Annotated in this window: 20 protein-coding genes; 3 read left to right on the forward strand and 17 right to left on the reverse strand. The window is 46.2% G+C overall.

What is annotated here, in order from left to right; translation table 11 throughout:
* Positions 1-170: 170 nt before the first annotated feature.
* Positions 171-314 (reverse strand): YwzD family small protein, encoded by a 144-nt coding sequence (locus H7F26_RS03705; RefSeq protein ID WP_003185866.1) that lies wholly within the window; start codon positions 312-314, stop codon positions 171-173.
* A 215-nt stretch (positions 315-529) separates the two neighbouring features.
* On the opposite strand from H7F26_RS03705, the gene H7F26_RS03710 reads away from it, so the two are divergent.
* Positions 530-2,128, forward strand: coding sequence for an SWIM zinc finger family protein (locus H7F26_RS03710; RefSeq protein WP_009329707.1), 1,599 nt, complete (start codon positions 530-532; stop codon positions 2,126-2,128).
* Complete coding sequence (locus H7F26_RS03715; protein ID WP_003185871.1) at positions 2,115-4,880, forward strand: DEAD/DEAH box helicase; 2,766 nt, start codon at positions 2,115-2,117, stop codon at positions 4,878-4,880. The genes H7F26_RS03710 and H7F26_RS03715 overlap by 14 nt, the downstream gene beginning before the upstream one ends.
* On the opposite strand, the gene H7F26_RS03720 is transcribed toward H7F26_RS03715, so the two are convergent.
* The 12 genes from H7F26_RS03720 to H7F26_RS03775 form a co-directional block, all read right to left on the reverse strand.
* Complete coding sequence (locus H7F26_RS03720; RefSeq protein ID WP_011198373.1) at positions 4,877-5,023, reverse strand: hypothetical protein; 147 nt, start codon at positions 5,021-5,023, stop codon at positions 4,877-4,879. The two genes, H7F26_RS03715 and H7F26_RS03720, sit on opposite strands and share 4 nt — an antisense overlap.
* Before the next feature lie 253 nt (positions 5,024-5,276).
* Positions 5,277-6,155, reverse strand: coding sequence for a Cof-type HAD-IIB family hydrolase (locus H7F26_RS03725; protein ID WP_003185875.1), 879 nt, complete (start codon positions 6,153-6,155; stop codon positions 5,277-5,279).
* A 15-nt stretch (positions 6,156-6,170) separates the two neighbouring features.
* On the reverse strand, positions 6,171-6,941 hold the full coding sequence (locus H7F26_RS03730) for a transcriptional regulator GlcR (RefSeq protein WP_003185877.1): 771 nt from the start codon (positions 6,939-6,941) through the stop codon (positions 6,171-6,173).
* A 142-nt stretch (positions 6,942-7,083) separates the two neighbouring features.
* A complete protein-coding gene (locus H7F26_RS03735) occupies positions 7,084-7,749 on the reverse strand; it encodes a transaldolase family protein (RefSeq protein WP_011198375.1) in 666 nt (221 codons plus the stop codon).
* A 20-nt stretch (positions 7,750-7,769) separates the two neighbouring features.
* Positions 7,770-8,555, reverse strand: a complete 786-nt coding sequence (srlD, locus tag H7F26_RS03740; RefSeq protein ID WP_003185881.1) for a sorbitol-6-phosphate dehydrogenase — start codon at positions 8,553-8,555, stop codon at positions 7,770-7,772.
* Between the two features lie 14 nt (positions 8,556-8,569).
* Positions 8,570-8,941 (reverse strand): PTS glucitol/sorbitol transporter subunit IIA, encoded by a 372-nt coding sequence (locus H7F26_RS03745; RefSeq protein WP_003185882.1) that lies wholly within the window; start codon positions 8,939-8,941, stop codon positions 8,570-8,572.
* 24 nt (positions 8,942-8,965) lie between these two features.
* Entirely contained in the window at positions 8,966-9,973 is a 1,008-nt protein-coding gene (locus H7F26_RS03750) for a PTS glucitol/sorbitol transporter subunit IIB (RefSeq protein WP_003185884.1), read from the reverse strand.
* 17 nt (positions 9,974-9,990) lie between these two features.
* Entirely contained in the window at positions 9,991-10,539 is a 549-nt protein-coding gene (locus H7F26_RS03755) for a PTS glucitol/sorbitol transporter subunit IIC (protein WP_003185886.1), read from the reverse strand.
* Positions 10,536-10,979: a transcriptional regulator GutM gene (locus H7F26_RS03760; RefSeq protein ID WP_003185888.1), complete on the reverse strand. Its 444-nt coding sequence runs from the start codon at positions 10,977-10,979 to the stop codon at positions 10,536-10,538. Before H7F26_RS03760 ends, H7F26_RS03755 begins: the two co-directional genes overlap by 4 nt.
* On the reverse strand, positions 10,976-11,938 hold the full coding sequence (locus H7F26_RS03765) for a sugar-binding transcriptional regulator (RefSeq protein ID WP_003185891.1): 963 nt from the start codon (positions 11,936-11,938) through the stop codon (positions 10,976-10,978). Before H7F26_RS03765 ends, H7F26_RS03760 begins: the two co-directional genes overlap by 4 nt.
* Before the next feature lie 218 nt (positions 11,939-12,156).
* A complete protein-coding gene (ssb, locus tag H7F26_RS03770) occupies positions 12,157-12,504 on the reverse strand; it encodes a single-stranded DNA-binding protein (protein ID WP_003185893.1) in 348 nt (115 codons plus the stop codon).
* 105 nt (positions 12,505-12,609) lie between these two features.
* Positions 12,610-12,981 (reverse strand): hypothetical protein, encoded by a 372-nt coding sequence (locus H7F26_RS03775; RefSeq protein WP_003185895.1) that lies wholly within the window; start codon positions 12,979-12,981, stop codon positions 12,610-12,612.
* Positions 12,982-13,162: 181 nt separating this feature from the next.
* On the opposite strand from H7F26_RS03775, the gene H7F26_RS03780 reads away from it, so the two are divergent.
* Entirely contained in the window at positions 13,163-13,576 is a 414-nt protein-coding gene (locus tag H7F26_RS03780) for a YwpF-like family protein (RefSeq protein WP_003185898.1), read from the forward strand.
* Positions 13,577-13,616: 40 nt separating this feature from the next.
* On the opposite strand, the gene mscL is transcribed toward H7F26_RS03780, so the two are convergent.
* The 4 genes from mscL to H7F26_RS03800 form a co-directional block, all read right to left on the reverse strand.
* A complete protein-coding gene (gene mscL / locus H7F26_RS03785; protein WP_003185900.1) occupies positions 13,617-13,997 on the reverse strand; it encodes a large conductance mechanosensitive channel protein MscL in 381 nt (126 codons plus the stop codon).
* Between the two features lie 69 nt (positions 13,998-14,066).
* Positions 14,067-14,501, reverse strand: a complete 435-nt coding sequence (gene fabZ / locus H7F26_RS03790; protein WP_003185902.1) for a 3-hydroxyacyl-ACP dehydratase FabZ — start codon at positions 14,499-14,501, stop codon at positions 14,067-14,069.
* Positions 14,502-14,694: 193 nt separating this feature from the next.
* Positions 14,695-15,522: a flagellar hook-basal body protein gene (locus tag H7F26_RS03795; RefSeq protein WP_003185904.1), complete on the reverse strand. Its 828-nt coding sequence runs from the start codon at positions 15,520-15,522 to the stop codon at positions 14,695-14,697.
* A gap of 43 nt (positions 15,523-15,565) precedes the next feature.
* Positions 15,566-16,405, reverse strand: coding sequence for a flagellar hook-basal body protein (locus H7F26_RS03800; protein WP_003185907.1), 840 nt, complete (start codon positions 16,403-16,405; stop codon positions 15,566-15,568).
* Positions 16,406-16,466: the final 61 nt, after the last annotated feature.

Consider the following 16,466-nt stretch of genomic DNA (forward strand, 5'->3'; position numbering starts at 1 on the left):
CTACCTTTGATTATACATGGTTATTTCGTTTCCGAAAGAAATGAATCCTGACAAATAACGGGAGATACCGGGGAAACCGCGTCTTTATATGGTATTAAATATCGACTTTTGCAGGATCTGCGCACTTCTTGCTGAACGAAAAAGTGTGCAAACCGCAGTTTGCACACCTTTTACGTCGTATATCCATTTTTGATATGAAGAATGAGATCTTCAAGAAGTTCTTTCGTCGTTATGTCTTTCGATTTTTCACCAACGTCATACGCATGCATAAGAATTCTCAAAAATTCTTCCTGATTCAATTCCTTGTCATCCATATCCTTTTCCTTTCAGCTTCCATAAATTAAAACATTTCTGATTATATTTCAAATTATATGATGTAAAGAATCGATTTGCCATAGTCTATTACATTATTCGACAGCCATCCGTTTTTATGTCCTTTTCCTGAGAAAATCTTTTTTGGACGGATTGATTAAGCTATAATAGAGAGATTGGAAACTTTTTAAAAGTCATTCGGTTAGGAGCGATAGACATGCTTCAAGACATGATCTCAAAAACGGTTGTGATGGATGCAGCTGAACAGTTTAAGCATGTACTGCCGTGCACAGAAGAAAACATTCAGCTCATGAAAAAAGCCCTTATTTTATACAGACAGGATTCCGTCTATCGGGTCAAGCCGATGAGCGGGCATACGGTCAGCGCTTACGTCCAGGACGTTGTCCCGGTAAAGGTCTTCATCGACCTCGCCGACGTTAAAAAAAGCAGCTGTTCCTGCCCTGCTCAAAACATGTGCCGTCATGTGCTTGCCGTTTACTTATATCTATATGCACAATATGATCGATTGGGAACATTTACGGAGTTTTGGAAGGAAGCGCAAAAACGCCGCGAAAACCGGGAGATTCTCGGACAGCTTCAGCGCGGAATGAAGCCCCGCAGCCACACGCTCGATCAATGGACCTCCTTTTTCAATACGGAGTTCAGACGCTGGGAGGAGCATACGCCTAAAAACCAGCAAACGATGCAATACCTTTACTACGGGTATTTTTCAGCTTTAAAAAAGCGGACGCCTGCGGAGCCGGAGCTGAAAAAAATGTATCAAATCCACGCGGCTCTTGCGACATGGCTTGCTATGCATTCACTCGTCGAGAAAGGGCGCATCGATCCTGAAAAAGATTTTTACTCGCTGAATCCTTATATCGAACAGCTGATGGATACGATCTACAGCTCGATCGATGAACTGAAAACATATGCGCTATCGTTCTCCCTTGACCCGTTTTTAGAAAAAACCCCCGGCGTGATTCGGGAACTGCTGCTCAAGAAAGATATTTTCCAGTATGAAAGGCTGCGGATTTTCGGGGAGATCTGGAGTGCGCTTCTGTCCCGGCCAAACTGGCTGAAGCGGGAGCTCGATGTGCTGAACAATCTGGAGCCTTCGCCTGAAATACAATTCGGCAGGCTGCATCTTGAATTTCTGCTGAAAAACGACGATGTGATTCTTGATCAAGCCGGATCGTTTTCACCGGAGATTCTTCCGTATACGTTTCAATGGCTCAGTGTCATGACCGCCAAAAAAGACTGGAAGCGCCTGAAAAAATGGTATGAACACCTTGAGCAGCTGGCGGCCGGCTTCTGCAGACTGGATAAACCGTACCGGGAAATACGCGATGTACTAAGCGAATTCTTCCTGTTTCTAAGCGATTACAGCAAAAACGCAAAAGAAGAGCATGTATTTGAACGGTATTGCAAAGAGTGCCTTCCTTATACATTTACTGAATACAGCCATTTTTTATATAACAAAAACCGCTTTACGGAGTGGATGGAGATCCACAGCCTTGTCGGTTTTTCAATCTCTGAGATAGGGCAGAACGCCTTGAAAGACATTGCGGCAGCGGCTCCTGAAGCATTGATCCCTTCCTATCACAGAGAAATTTCCGGGCTGGTTGAACAAAAAAACCGCTCAAGCTACAAAGAAGCCGTCAAACAATTAAAAAAGCTGCGCACCCTTTATAAAAAAGCGAAAAAACAGGATGTCTGGAACCGGTTTATGGAGCAGTTTTCAGCCCGCTATAAACGGCTGAGAGCCTTCCAGGAGGAGCTTAAGAAAGGAAAGTTGATCGATGGCGAGTCTTAAGGAAATCGTAATACATGTCGAACAGTCAGAAGACTATACATTTATTTTATCTTGTCATGACGGGGATCATCAGTTTCTTACGCGAAATGAAATGGAAAGGCATTTGTTTCAGTGGCACGAATCGTCTTTTTACGGAACATTTCTCGAGGAAGCCGGTTTAGATACCCCTGCGGTTCTGCTGTCCCCGTGGATGGCGGTCGAATTTCTCGGCAAAAACTCATTTAATTCATTCAGCGACATCATCCTTACTGAGGAAACTGAACCTTTGATGAAAACGGCTTCCACCATTTATGAGTTTATCGCAGATGAAGACTTTCTTCCCGACTATGAAGCATGGAAGCAGGAAATGCTGCGCTGGAAAGATAAAGAAGGGATTTTGGAAGGCTATACAGCCGAATGGTTTTCACACGCTGTCGAAGACTACATCAACTACAATGACGAATTAAAAGCAAAATGGGAATCGATTGTCGCACATTCCCCCGCAGTCACCACATTTCAGGGACATTTTCTTGATGAAGACGATTTTCTTGAAACGATTGGCTGGCATGAAAACCCTGTGCCGTTTACCGTCGGACTCCGCTTAAATGAACCTGACTTTGACGGAGACGATTGGAAAATCGAACTGTTTTTGCGCGACAAAAAAAGCGGAGCCATTCAGTTCTTTGAAGGCTTGAACAGGCTGAAAAAATCGTGGCAGGCATACGCTGATAAAATCGACCGAGAACAAGACAGGTTCCGCCAAATCGTGCCCTGGCTGACGATCGAATCGGGGACGTCGCTTTTAACGGAAGAGGAAGCATGGATCTTCCTGTCCGAAGCTAGCGAAACACTTGTCAGCATGGGGATTGAAATTCTGCTGCCGTCATGGTGGCAAATCGTGAGAGACAGCAATATGCTGCTGAAAGCAAAAGTGTCATCGGCTCCCCGCGGCGAGTCTTTTGTCGGAATGAATGCATTGATGGACTTCAACTGGCGTTTTGCCACCAATGGAATTGAACTCACAGAGGAAGAATTCGAGCAGCTTGTCGCCAATAAAAGACGGCTTGTCAATATACGCGGGCAGTGGATCAAAATCGACCCGAATTTTATCAAACAAATGAAAAAGCTGATGGAGCGGGCAGAAACAGAGGGGCTTCATATGTCTGACATCCTGGCGCGCGAGCTGACAGAGCGGAGCGAAACCCGCGAGGATGATGATCTGTTCGATGCTTCCGCATTCAGCGATGTACGGTTTGAACTGTCCTATCAGCTGAAAAACATGATCAGAAAGCTGAGCCAGCGCGATGATCTCCCGTCATACCCGGTCAGCAAATATTTTCACGGGACGCTCAGAGCTTATCAGGAAGACGGTTTGAACTGGCTGATCTTTCTCAGAAACTGCGGCTTCGGCGCCTGCCTGGCAGATGATATGGGGCTCGGAAAGACCATTCAGATGATCGCCTATTTCGCCTATTTAAAAGAACAGGGACAACAAACGCCGTCTCTTATCATTGCGCCGACTTCCGTCCTCGGGAACTGGCAGCGCGAACTCGAGACCTTCGCGCCCGGCCTGACGGCAGCGCTCCACTACGGGCCAAAACGCCCTAAAGGTGAAGCGTTTCAGACATCTTACAAAGATGCGGATATCGTCTTGACGTCATACGGCCTCGCCCAATCCGACTTTGACGATCTCAGCAGCGTCGCCTGGAACTGCATCTGCCTTGACGAGGCCCAAAACATTAAAAATGCGCACACGAAACAATCCCGTTCAATCAGAAAGCTGAAAGGACTGCATCATATCGCGCTCAGCGGGACTCCGATGGAAAACCGCCTGACGGAGCTGTGGTCAATCTACGATTTCATGAACAAAGGCTATCTCGGAAGCCTTGGCAGCTTCCATAAGCGTTTTGTCCTGCCAATCGAAAAAGACCGCGACGAAAAACGGATCGAACAGCTTCAGCAGCTGATCAAACCGTTTTTATTAAGACGGACAAAGCAGGACAAAGAAGTCGCGCTCAATCTGCCTGAGAAACAGGAGGAAAAAGAGTTCGTTCCGCTCTCCGCAGAACAGGCTTCACTATATGAACAGCTTGTCAAAGATACGTTTGAACATATGTCAAGCCTCGCCGGAATGCAGCGCAAAGCTCTAATCTTAAGCATGCTCGGCAAGCTCAAACAAATCTGCGGCCACCCTGCCCTTTACTTAAAAGAGACCGGGAGCGAGCTCCTTAACGGAAGGTCAGTCAAGCTCGAAAAACTGCTGGAGCTGACGAAGACGATTCGCGAAAGCGATGAAAGCTGCTTGATTTTCACCCAATATCTCGGGATGGGAGATATGATGAAGCGCCTGCTCGAGAAGTCATTCGGCGAACCGGTCAAGTTTCTGAACGGCAGCTTATCCAAGCTTGAACGGGACAAAATGGTGGAGCAGTTTCAAAACAAGGAATTTCCGATTTTGATCTTATCATTAAAAGCCGGGGGCACAGGCCTCAATTTGACGGCCGCCAATCACGTCATCCATTATGACAGATGGTGGAATCCCGCGGTTGAAAATCAAGCGACAGACCGCGCCTACAGAATTGGACAGAAACGGTTCGTCCACGTTCATAAACTGATCACCACCGGCACAATTGAAGAAAAAATCGACCAAATGCTCGAATCGAAGCAATCGCTGAACGATCAAATCATCCAAAGCGAAAATTGGATCACCGAGCTTTCTGAGCATGAACTTGAGGAGTTATTTACCCTGAACGCTTCGGCTATTACAGGTTAAATAAAACAGCTGTCTGCGATAGACAGCTGTTTTTTGTGTTTATGCCCCTTAATGACAGTCCCAATTAAAAAATCCCGCGCTGATTGTTCGAATTGCCCGCGGAATCGGGCCATTTTTTCGGGTAGTTGGAACGGCTGTTTCATTCTTATCACTCTCCTTTTAAGCGGGTGATCCTATTATTTCAAATTCAATCAATAGTTAAATAGGAATAGTAACAAAAACAACCATCGCCAACAAAGAATCAAAAGTCATAATCATCGAGGTCAAACCATATTAAAAAAGGCCGCCGACAATGTCGGCGGCCCGCGGACCAATAACATCCGCTGCTTAACCGCACTCCTTCAATCGTTACGCTGCCGTGTACCGGCATCACGCCGATTTGAAAGGATGTACGAATTAAACCGGTTTGACTTGCTGTTCAATCAGCTGATGCAGGATGTGAGCAACGCCATTTTCATCATTAGTGAGCGTCACCTCATCAGCCATCTCTTTAATGTCTCCGCGCGCATTGCCCATGGCAAAGCTTTTCCCCGCGATCTTCAGCATCGAAAAATCATTGAGGCTGTCTCCAACGGCAGCTGTTTCCTGAAGGGAAATGCCGAGCTTGTGTGAAAGCTTCTCCAATGCCAGCCCTTTTGACGCCTGAAGATGCTCAATTTCAAAGTTGTGCTCGGCTGAAGTGACAAGCGTAATATCTTGTGCATCTTCAAATTGCCTCCAGCCCGTTTCCAGCTTTTCCTTATGAAAAGAAAAAGCTAATATGTTATATACATTAACATCCTTTCCGGCTAAAAACAGATCGGTATAGGAGCTGATGTACGCGTATCCGTTTTGGCTGAGCTGCTGTTCAGCCGCGAGTTCCAGCCTTGATAGGTCTGCCTCAGGATTTGCGCTTTTCAAGCGGTCCAGCTCAATGTCAAGCAGCTCGCGGCCGTTTTGCGGCGTGAAGATTGCTTCATCGCTGAACACCTCATAATAGTAGTTATTTTCTTCAAGCCATCGAAGAATTCCTTCTGCCCGTTTCCGATCAAGCGGCACCGAATGGTAAAGGCTGCCTTCAGGATCATGAATCACCGCTCCGTTGGCACTGATAATCCATGTTTTAATACCTGTCGGCTCAAATATCGTTTGAACATCAAAGGATGCTCTCCCCGTGGCAACTACTACTTCAATCCCGTGTTCCCGCGCTTTTTTAATCGCATCGATATTTTCCTTTGAGATCTTGCTTTCACTGTTTAACAGCGTCCCGTCTAAATCGACCGCAATCATTTTCATCTGCTGTATTCCCCCTTAAGTATCGTGATGTTCAGCCACAAGCAGCTCCACATCGTGTTCATCAAGCAGCTTCTGAAACGGTTTCGACGGCAGCCGGTCTGTAATGAGAAGGTCAATGTCACTGAGTTCAGCGTATCGGTAAAAATCCGTTCTCCCGATTTTCGAATGGTCGGCAAGCGCTATGACTTGCTTCGCTTGGGAAATCATTTTCCGCTTCACCATTCCGTCCTCCTCATGGGCGATTGTAAGCCCATGTTCAGAAACCCCCACCACGCCGATCAGCGCTTTATCAACATGATAGCATGACAGCTTTTCAATGACAGAGGCGCCGTACAAAAACCGGTGCTCTTTTTGAAGCTTTCCTCCAAGCAGGCGGATGTCAGCCCCTTTTCTTGAGGAAAGAACGTCCGCAAGGTTAATCGAATTGGTGATGATCGTGCAATTGACATCCGGCAAATGCTCTGCGCATGATTGGACTGTCGTGGAAGCGTCCAAAATAATGCGGTCGCCTTCTCTGATTAAAGAAGCGGCTGCTTTTCCGATCATGCTTTTTTCTTCGGAAACCATGCCCAGCCTGCCCGAATAGTCTTTGACCTCATCATGAACGGTGGGCAGAATCGCCCCGCCCCTTGTCCTGATAATGGCGCCTTGCTCTTGCAGTTTAACCAGATCCCGCCTTGCCGTATCTCTTGAAACTCCGAATAAAGAACAAATTTGTTCAACGGAAATCCGTTTATGCTCTTTTAAATAGTCGATGATGGAAATTAGCCTTTCCTCTTGGTACACTGGATCATTCCTTCTTTGCGCAAGTAAAGTTCATCATTTATAAGTGATTATAAGCAATTACGCCGAATAAATCAAGAGTATATAAGTAATGATAAGCAAAAATAAAGCCTGAGGCCGGTTTCCCGTCCCTCAGGCTCGTACTTTAAAATGAAAATGTTCCATATTGAGAGTGCCAAATCTCACGAAACGCATGGATATCACGATCTACAGCCGGATGATCAGCCAAACGGCTTATAAGCTCAGGGCTGATTGTCGCCTCATGGCTCCCCGCTTCCATGACGGCAAGAATTTGACGGTTATGTTTAAAGCTTGCCGCAAGCACTTTGCAATTTAAACAGTTTGTGTTGAATAAGCCGACAATCGTTTTGACAACGCCAGCGCCATTACCATACTCTTGATCAATGCGATTGACATACGGCGCGACATAGGAGGCGCCGGCTTTTGCCGCCAGTACAGCCTGTGCAGCGGTATAAACCGTTGTCCCGGTGGTCTGGATATTTTCAGCCGCAAGCTTTCTGATCGCGTAAAGCCCTTGAGTCGTCACCGGAATTTTCACAGACACGTTTCCATCTAGCCAGTTATAGAGTGCCTTCGCCTGATCGACCATATCCCGCCAATGGTCGGCGATCACTTGGGCATGGAGAGGCAGATGCTCGGGAAGAAGCCGCCGAATATCTTGAATCTGCTGTTTAAAAGGCTTGTTCTCCCTTGCGATCAGTGCCGGGTTTGTCGTGACGCCGCCAGCGGGAAATGAATCAAGCAATCTTTCAATCTCCGGTATATGCGCTGAATCAATCAGCATGTTCATCATCGCGTCCCCCTCTTGTTTTAATGCATGACCTGCCCCCCGGTTACATTGATCGATTGACCCGTCATATAAGATGCTTGGTCAGAGGCGTAAAATAAGATGGCATTGGCGATGTCATCATACGTACAGCCCCGTCCTAGAGGCACTTTTTCGGTGTACACGCGCTCTACTTCGCTCTCTGGAATGCCGAGCTTTTTCGCGTATTGCGGGATCAAGCTTTGGAACATCGGCGATTTTAACAAGTTTCCCGGCATAATGCTGTTCACCCGAATGTTGTGTTCGGCAAGATCAAGCGCGAGGCTTTGCGTGAGACCGACCCCTCCAAATTTAGAAGCTGAATAAGCTGTATTATGCTTGCTGCCGACTTTTCCCGATTTGGAATTGATTTGAATGATTGACCCGCTTCCCTGCTCAATCATGACCTTTGACGTTTCCCTCGCGCAAAGAAAATACCCGGTCAAATTGACCTCGATGGTCCGTTCCCAGTCTTCAAGTTCAAAATCCGTGATTTTATTGCTTTTGGCGATTCCCGCACTGTACACCATCACATCGATTTTATTGAATTCGTCCGTGACCCTGCCGATCATTTTTTTCACATCGGCTTCCTTTGTAAAATCCGCTTGAATCCACAGCGATTTGACCCCGTATTGACCGGCTGCATGATCTGCCGTCCTTTCGGCGTTCTCGCCGTTGATGTCTGCGACCGCGATGTCATATCCCGCCTCTGCCATCCGGTAGGACAGCGCTTCTCCGAGACTTTGGCCGCCGCCGCATATCAATGCCACTTTTCCTTTATTCATCTCCATATTGCACCCGCTCCTTATGAGAATCTTTTAACTTGAATACAGTCTCCTGCTGAAACCTCCGGCAGTTGTTCTTTTCGTTCAAGGTACAGTGTTCCCGGCAGTTCGGCTGAAACTGATCCGTCAAATTTTAGCGTAATATGCCCGAGATTCGCCAAGTTTTGACGAACGGCTCCGCCAACGGCTGTAATTTTGTAGGACTCGCCGCCCAGTATGAGCTCATCGCCTTCATTGAAGTCGCCTTCTACAGGCTTTATATCAATTGATAAACAATAATCTTTCAATTCATCCGGAGCACCTTCACCAAATAATATGAGCATCTTTTCATCTGAAAACGCCGCTGCTTGAGCTCCGATTCTGTTTATTTTTGTTTCATAAAGCATGACCATTATTCTCCCTCCTTAAGAAAACCCTCAGCTGTCATACATGCCAAAGCTGGCCAGCCAAGCAATAAAAACGGTTGGCGCCCCCGTGAGAAAACGCGAATACAGCACCGACGGCACCCCGACTTCAACCGTTTCGACTTCCGCTTCCGCAAGACCCAGACCGACTGGAACAAAGTCGGCAGCGGCTTGTGAATTGATTGCAAATAACGCAGGCAGCGCCAAATTCGGCGGAATGTTTCCTTTGCCAATCTCAACGCCGATCAGAGAACCGACAACTTGTGCAATCACCGCCCCCGGTCCAAGGAACGGGGAAAGCAGTGGAAATGAACAAACAAGCGAGATTAGTAGCAACCCGGGCAGTGAGCCTGCAAATGGTGATAAATATTTGGCAAAAATGTCTCCGATGCCTGACTCTTTAATGATGCCGATCAATAGAGCCACAAAAGCCATGAACGGAAGAATTGTTTTGATAACGGTTTCAATCGCTTCCCGTCCAGCTTGATAAAATGTGCTGACGATCGATCCCATGGCCATCCCGATTTTCGCCATCATCCCTTTCGGCGACTGCTGTTCACTAATCTTTTTCTCTGTGCTATAATGGTTTTGTTTATTTTGTATTTGTTTTTCTTCTGGAATATTAGACTGTTCAGGCTCCTCCACAGCTCCCAGCAGTTTAATATTCTCTTTTTTTACTCCGGAAACATATATATCTTCTGTAATATGGGCGGCAAGCGGCCCGCTTTTCCCGGTCGCCATCACATTGATCGTCGGAATTCGCTTTTGCGGGTAAAGTCCGCAGCGCAGCGTCCCTCCGCAGTCGATGATCACAGCGGCCATTTCGCTTTCGGGTACTGTCGTTTTAAAGCCGTCGACCAGGGTGCACCCCGTCAGCTCAGCTAAATGATCCGCAAAATCGGGTTTGTTTCCGCCGGTGACGTACACGATTTTATTTCTCTCTTCATCAGGCGTGATCACCAGAGGTCCGCCAAACCCTCCAGGCCCTTTTGAAACTTCAACCGAACGATAGGAACTCATCTCCTAAACCGCCTTTCTTATTTAAGATCAATCGAATCTTTCAAGGCAATGCCCTGCTGTTTCGCGACATAAGCCGTTGTCATATCCGTTACCCAGCCCCTGAGAAAGTTTGTCACAATCCCGACTAAAAGATAGCGGAGAGCAAGCTCCGTCGTTTCATGCCCGAGCGTTGTAATCCCTGCGGCAATCCCAAGGAAAACAAACAGCTCGCCCGGATTCACGTGTGGGAAAAGTCCGTTATGCGTGTGGCACGAATAGGATGCAGCCGCATAATAGCTCGGTTTGTATTTTTCAGGCAAGAACCTGCCAAGCGACAGCGTCATTGGATTTGCGAGCATGAACGTACCGATGACAGGCAAAACCATGTATCTGGTCAATGGATTTTTTCCCGACTTCCTCGCAAGCGCTTCGACGCGCTTTTCTCCTATCAGGCGTATCAGAGCATTCATGGCGACAAGCAGCATAATCAATAAAGGAACGATGTCTGTAAGCATACCGACAAACACTTCTCCGCCATGCCTGAATAAGTCCATAAACTTTTCCGCAAGCCATGTTACGTTTTTCATATTTCACCTCTTTTTTTGATTTGAAAGCTCATCAGTTTTTGAAGCCGTGTTTTCTTCTGCGGAACATCACCCCCTTTCGTGATGATGTCGAATGTTCTCAAGGCATCTTCAATTGCAAGACGTGTGAGGCGGTCGTGCCGGGCAAGCTCCGCTTGTCCGATCTTCAGCAAATACTTTCCTTCAAACCCTTTTAAAGGTCTGATTCTTGAAAAGACGGTGACACCTTGCATTTTTGATGCCTTCAAAATTTTGTTGCGTTTGTCGATGACAAACAGGACGACCGTTCCGGCTCTGAGTAAGCCGGTCTTCCTTCCGACCGCGACTCTCCCTATACGCCTGTACGCGGCGAACGTTCGATTGAAATGCCTGATTTGCCAAAAACCTAAAACGCTCTGGAGAAGCCATGCAGCTCCAAGGGCGATGATAAAGTAAATGATCATGATTGATTTCTCACCTCCTCGGCAATTTCTCTGGCTGTTTCGGCAGTTGTCACTAAAACATTAATATAGCGGCCTTTTGCAGCCCCGATAATCGAAGGAACTTTTTCATGGGATTCGGCAAGACCTATGGAATATTCCAAATCCTTTAACCTGTTGATGTCTATCGCGATGGTTCTGTCATGAATCTCTGTTTCTACTAAAGCTCCCGAACGATCAAAGAAACGCGAGCATATATCTCCGACTGCATGTTTTTCTTCAAGGCGCTCGATATCCTGATCGCCGTAAAATCCGGTCCAGATCATATTTGAAGAACTAAGCGGCGCCCCGATTCCGACGGCTGCCACAGTAAGGCCGTTCCACAGCCTTTCTATTTTTTTGAAATAGTGGGACTTGACGATTTCCTCCTTCGTTTCTTTTTTTTCGACAACGGCTGCCGCATCTATGAAGTAAGGCGTGCCTCCAAAGTCACCCGCAATGCTGTAGACGATGCTGTTCACGTGATATTTCGTATCCATGGCGCCCGGACCGCCGACCAGCGGCACGAATGAAGCGCTCCGTTTTTTGACGCCGTGAAACTCCCCGATCATTCCCGCCATCGTCGTCCCCCATGCGAAGCCTACCGTATCCCCGTCTTTCACGACTCGTTTTAAGATTTCGGCTCCGGCTTTGCCGACGAGTTTCTTCTTGTCTTCAGCTGTTTGTTCCGGTTTTGCATCACATATGTACACTTCTTTAAGCCCGAGCAGCTGTTCGAGCTCCCGTTCCAAATCATAGTGTGTCCCGACATGGTCATCGATCGTGATTTTAACGATTCCTGCCTCACGCGCTTTTTTCAGCATACGTCCGACGGTTGTTCTGTATATCCCTGTTGCTTTTGCAATCTGGCTCTGTGTCATATCCTCTTCGTAGTACATTTTGCAGACTTTGATCAGAAGGCGTTTATCATCCCTCATTTCCATAAGATCACCCTTTACCTTTGCGCATTTGTGCAAACATTGGTCATTTGTTGTATTCGCTTACATTATACATACGGAATTTTTGGACGTCAATTTAAATTTGTCTATTTTTTGTCTAAAATAAAAAAACCGGTCATTCAAAACCGGCCATAAAAGGAGATAAACAAGGGGATATTGATTGATTCTTTTTGAGAAAGGAGTTTATAGAAGGAATCTTAGGTTTAAGCATCAGCCGGCTCATGCGCTTTCCGGCTTTCTCCCAAAAATCTGACTGACCGGGCGACAACTTCTGTAATAAAGGTGCGTTCACCTTCTGAATTGACGTATTGGCGGGTCTGGATTCTTCCGCTCAGCCCGATGATGGAGCCTTTTTCGCAATATTCGGCTGTGTTCACGGCAGTTTTGCGCCATAGAGTGCAATTGACAAAGTCCGCTTCTACTTCGCCTGCTGCGTTCTTGAAAGGCCTGCTGACAGCCAGCGTCACATTTGCAACAGGGACACCGTCAGATGTATACCGCAGTTCGGGATCTTTTGTCAAACGCCCGACGAGCATGATCTCATTAAACATTTCGTCCCTCCCTTCCTGTTCGGGTATCCCCAGTTTATAAGAGAACAGATTTTAAGCAAAATCCTCATAAAAGAAAAATAACCCGGAAAAAACCCCGGGCTCATGTCATAATTTTTGCTTTTTTCTTCCACTAATCATAAAAATCATTTCATTTTTATTTGAGAAATACGTATTTTTCAGAAACTGAAAAAAAACAGGAGATGACAGCCACCGCTCTGAGTATACGCGGACATATGAGCCCCCGTCCCAAGCATACAGACGGAATGACAACTCTTTCTGTTTAAGCGTTACTTGAAATTCGTATATTTCCATTCCGTCCTTCGTTTCATAGCGAAACATGATGCCTTCATTTGCATATGTGCTGATTTCGTGCTTTTTGTTACCGGCTGAAAAGCAAATCATAGGCATATATTGACGGCAGTCAGCAGCTGAATTGCTTGCGATCACAAATACTTCCTTTAAGTAAAAATGGTTCATAAGTCACCTCCTGCTCAATATCACCTAAAGTATAAATAAAAATAAAGCATTATAAAATACTTTTTGCAAAATTTAAAATATGAATATGCTCCTATTGCAGAAACAAACCAGGGTCAAGAGTTCTCCCAAGCGAATGTGCTATAATGGTTATACAACTATGGAAGCTTGTGAGGTGATACTAATGAAAACCTTTAGGCTTATTGATTTAAAAATTGTCCGCCAGGATGACACTTCAAAGCGGCTTGAGGAGTTCCCGCTGATCGACGGCCTTATCATTAATAAGGAAGACGGAGAAAACCACTGGATGGTTGAAGGGCTGGTTTCTAAAGAATACCGGTATTTTTTCGAATATCTACTTCAGGAAGGCAAAGAAGTGAAAGCATATGTAACGATCACGAAAAAAAGCAACCGCCCAGCACAGCTGTTAGCGAAGGTCAAAAACATCACGGTGCTCGGCGAGCATGTTTCCGTCTTATTGGACGGCAAAATGGTCAGCTCAAAGCTGAGGAAAGGCTCCGACAAGATTTTGGAAGATTTAATGAAAGAAGGATATTCCGGAGATCGGCTTCTTGAAGCATTTAAGCAAAATATATAAAAAAGGCTGTCTTCGCCGGACAGCCTTTTCATTTATAGCTCTAAGAACGGTTTGTCTGCTCTTTTAACAAATCCCGTATTTCCTTAAGCAATTCTTCCTGAGGATCAGGAGCAGCTTTTTCTTCTTCGGCATCCTTCTTCTTCAGCTTAGAGATATAGCGGATAAATAGAAAAATGGAAAACGAAATAATAAAGAAATTGACGATCGACTGAATGAATAGCCCATATTTAATTTCGGCATCAACAAATGTGAACGACAGCGCGGAAAAATCCAGGCCTCCAAGCAGAAGACCGAGGAGCGGCATCATCAAATCATTGACAAGCGAAGTTACGATTTTTCCAAAGGCGCCTCCGATGATGACACCAATTGCAAGATCGATTACATTTCCCCGAATCGCAAAACTTTTAAATTCTTTCCACATGAATGATCACCTTTTCGCTTTCATGATAAAAAAACAAATGGGCTTTTACGAAAACCCATTGTGTTTACATTATTCCTGCTTTTCACCAAGAGAAAACATCAATTCGGCTTCACACACGACTTCTCCGTCCACTTTTGCGACTCCTTTTCCTTTGCCGATGGAACCGCGGAAACGAAGCACTTCAAGCTCAAGATGGAGCTGATCGCCCGGTTTCACCTGCTTTTTGAAGCGGCAGCTGTCAATTCCCGCAAAAAACGCGAGCCTTCCGCGGTTTTCTTCCTTCATCAAAAGCGCCACCGCACCTACTTGCGCAAGCGCTTCAACAATTAAAACACCAGGCATCACCGGATAATCCGGAAAGTGTCCGTTAAAAAACTCTTCATTTACTGTCACATTTTTATAACCCGCGGCCCGTTTTCCTTCCTCTACTTCTGTCACACGGTCTACCAGCAGAAAGGGATAGCGGTGGGGAATGATTTCTTTAATTTGCTGAGCATCAAGCATTGCCTTGACATCTCCTTTTTCGAAAAATATGTATAGAATGATATGTCAGTGCCTTATTCTGTACATCTGGAAGTATATTATGAAACGGAATCTTTTTCAACAAAAGATGAGGCACAACCGGTTTAAAACGATGAAAGTGAAAATAAAAAGAGCCTGAACCAAACGTCGTTTGGCCGGCTCCTGTTTTGCTGTGCTAACGTACTGAATTGATCAGCCCCATCATTTGATCGCCCATCGTGATGGCGCGGGAATTCATTTGATATGACCTCTGCGAAGAGATCAGATCGGTCATTTCCTTCGATACGTCGACATTTGATGATTCAAGGAATCCCTGTTTTAGAGAAATGTCCTGCCGCCCGGCTCCGTTCAGGTTGATAAGAGCCGTTGCTCTCAATTCATCGCTGACAGAAAAAAGGTTGCTTCCTTCTTCTGTTAGAGCCTGAGGTTTGACAGCCCGGACGATCCCCAGGTTAAAACGCAGTGGCGCTTCTCCCTGATTGTCTGACGAAACGGTGACACTTCCCGATTCATCGACTTTGATGTGTTTATAGCGCTGGTTGAAGCGGATGGCATTTCCGTTTTCATCAAGGACGGCATGTCCTTCTTTCGTCACAAGCTGCATCTGGTTGGCGTTCCCCGCCGCAGGCGTAAGGTAAAATGCCCCGTCTCTTGTATATTGCACTTCCCCGCCGACATTGACCTGGAAGTACTGATAAGGAGAAGTCAGTGCAATATCAAGATCGCGGCCCGTCTCCTTAAGGCTTCCCTGCTTATGCGTCAGCCGGTCGGTCATGACGGCTCCGACGCCGAGGCGAAGTCCTGGCGGCGTCTTTCTGCTTGCAGCTACTTCATTATTTTTCTCGTTTACCTGTTCAATCTGCTGCCTGATCAGCTCCGAAAAGCTCGTGTTTTTCGCCTTATATCCCGTTGTATCGGTATTTGCAAGATTATGGCTGATATTATCAATTTGTTTTTGCAGTTCAAACATTGTGTTTGAAGCCGTGATCATGGATCTAAGCATCGTTTTTCCACATCCTCCATTTACGCTGATCGCGATCGGTCATTTATCCGATCCTTCCAATCTCATTGGCCGCCTTTTCCATGCTTTTATCATAAGCCTGAAGAACTTTTTGGTTGGCTTCAAACGAGCGGTAGGCAGCGGTCATTTCCGTATAGGCTCTCGTCACGTCGACATTCGACCGTTCGGTCATCCCCTGCTTGACAGAATAAGTGACTTCAGGATTGCCGACTGCGCTTGGCAGCGCCTCACCGTTTTCAGTACGATACAGATCATCGCCTTCTCTTGCTAAATTTCTCGTATCGAGCGCGATTCTGACATCGATCCTCCCCAGATTTTGGCCGTTTTCAGTCACCGTTCCGTCCTCAGCGACTTGAAAATTCTCGCTTCCCACCGTGATCGGCCGGTTTTCCGTTGAAAGGACGAGTCGGCCGTTTATTGTCAATTGATTATTTTCATTTAAAGAAAAACGGCTGCTTCTTGAATAGCGTACATCCCCATTTTCAAGCCGGACCGCGTAGAAAAGCGCCGCTTTATCGTTTGTTTCGCCGTTGACCGGAACTTCGGCTTCGCTGATTGCAATATCTGTCGGCTCATTCGTGCTTTGCAGATCGCCTTGAGAAAATTGAGGCTTCAGTTCCTGCATATAAACCCCTGTATTGATTGAACCGATTGGCGTCTGTGTTGAAAACGAACGCGAAGCGCTGCCGGCTTTGAAAGAATCAGACTCAATCCGGCTCAAAAGCATTTCCGGGAAAGAACGTATTGATCCTTGGTCTTCTTTATATCCCGGCGTATTTGCATTCGCGATATTATTCGTCAGCATCTCTGTGCGGCGCTGCTGGGTGATCATTGCTGAAGTTGCTGTATAAAGTCCTTTTAACATCATTTCACCTCAAAATAAGTGTCATGCTCCAGAGTTTCCTATCGAAAAAACCTCTTTTGCG

Source organism: Bacillus sp. PAMC28748 (genome assembly GCF_014250415.1).
In the GTDB taxonomy this organism is placed as follows: domain Bacteria; phylum Bacillota; class Bacilli; order Bacillales; family Bacillaceae; genus Bacillus; species Bacillus licheniformis.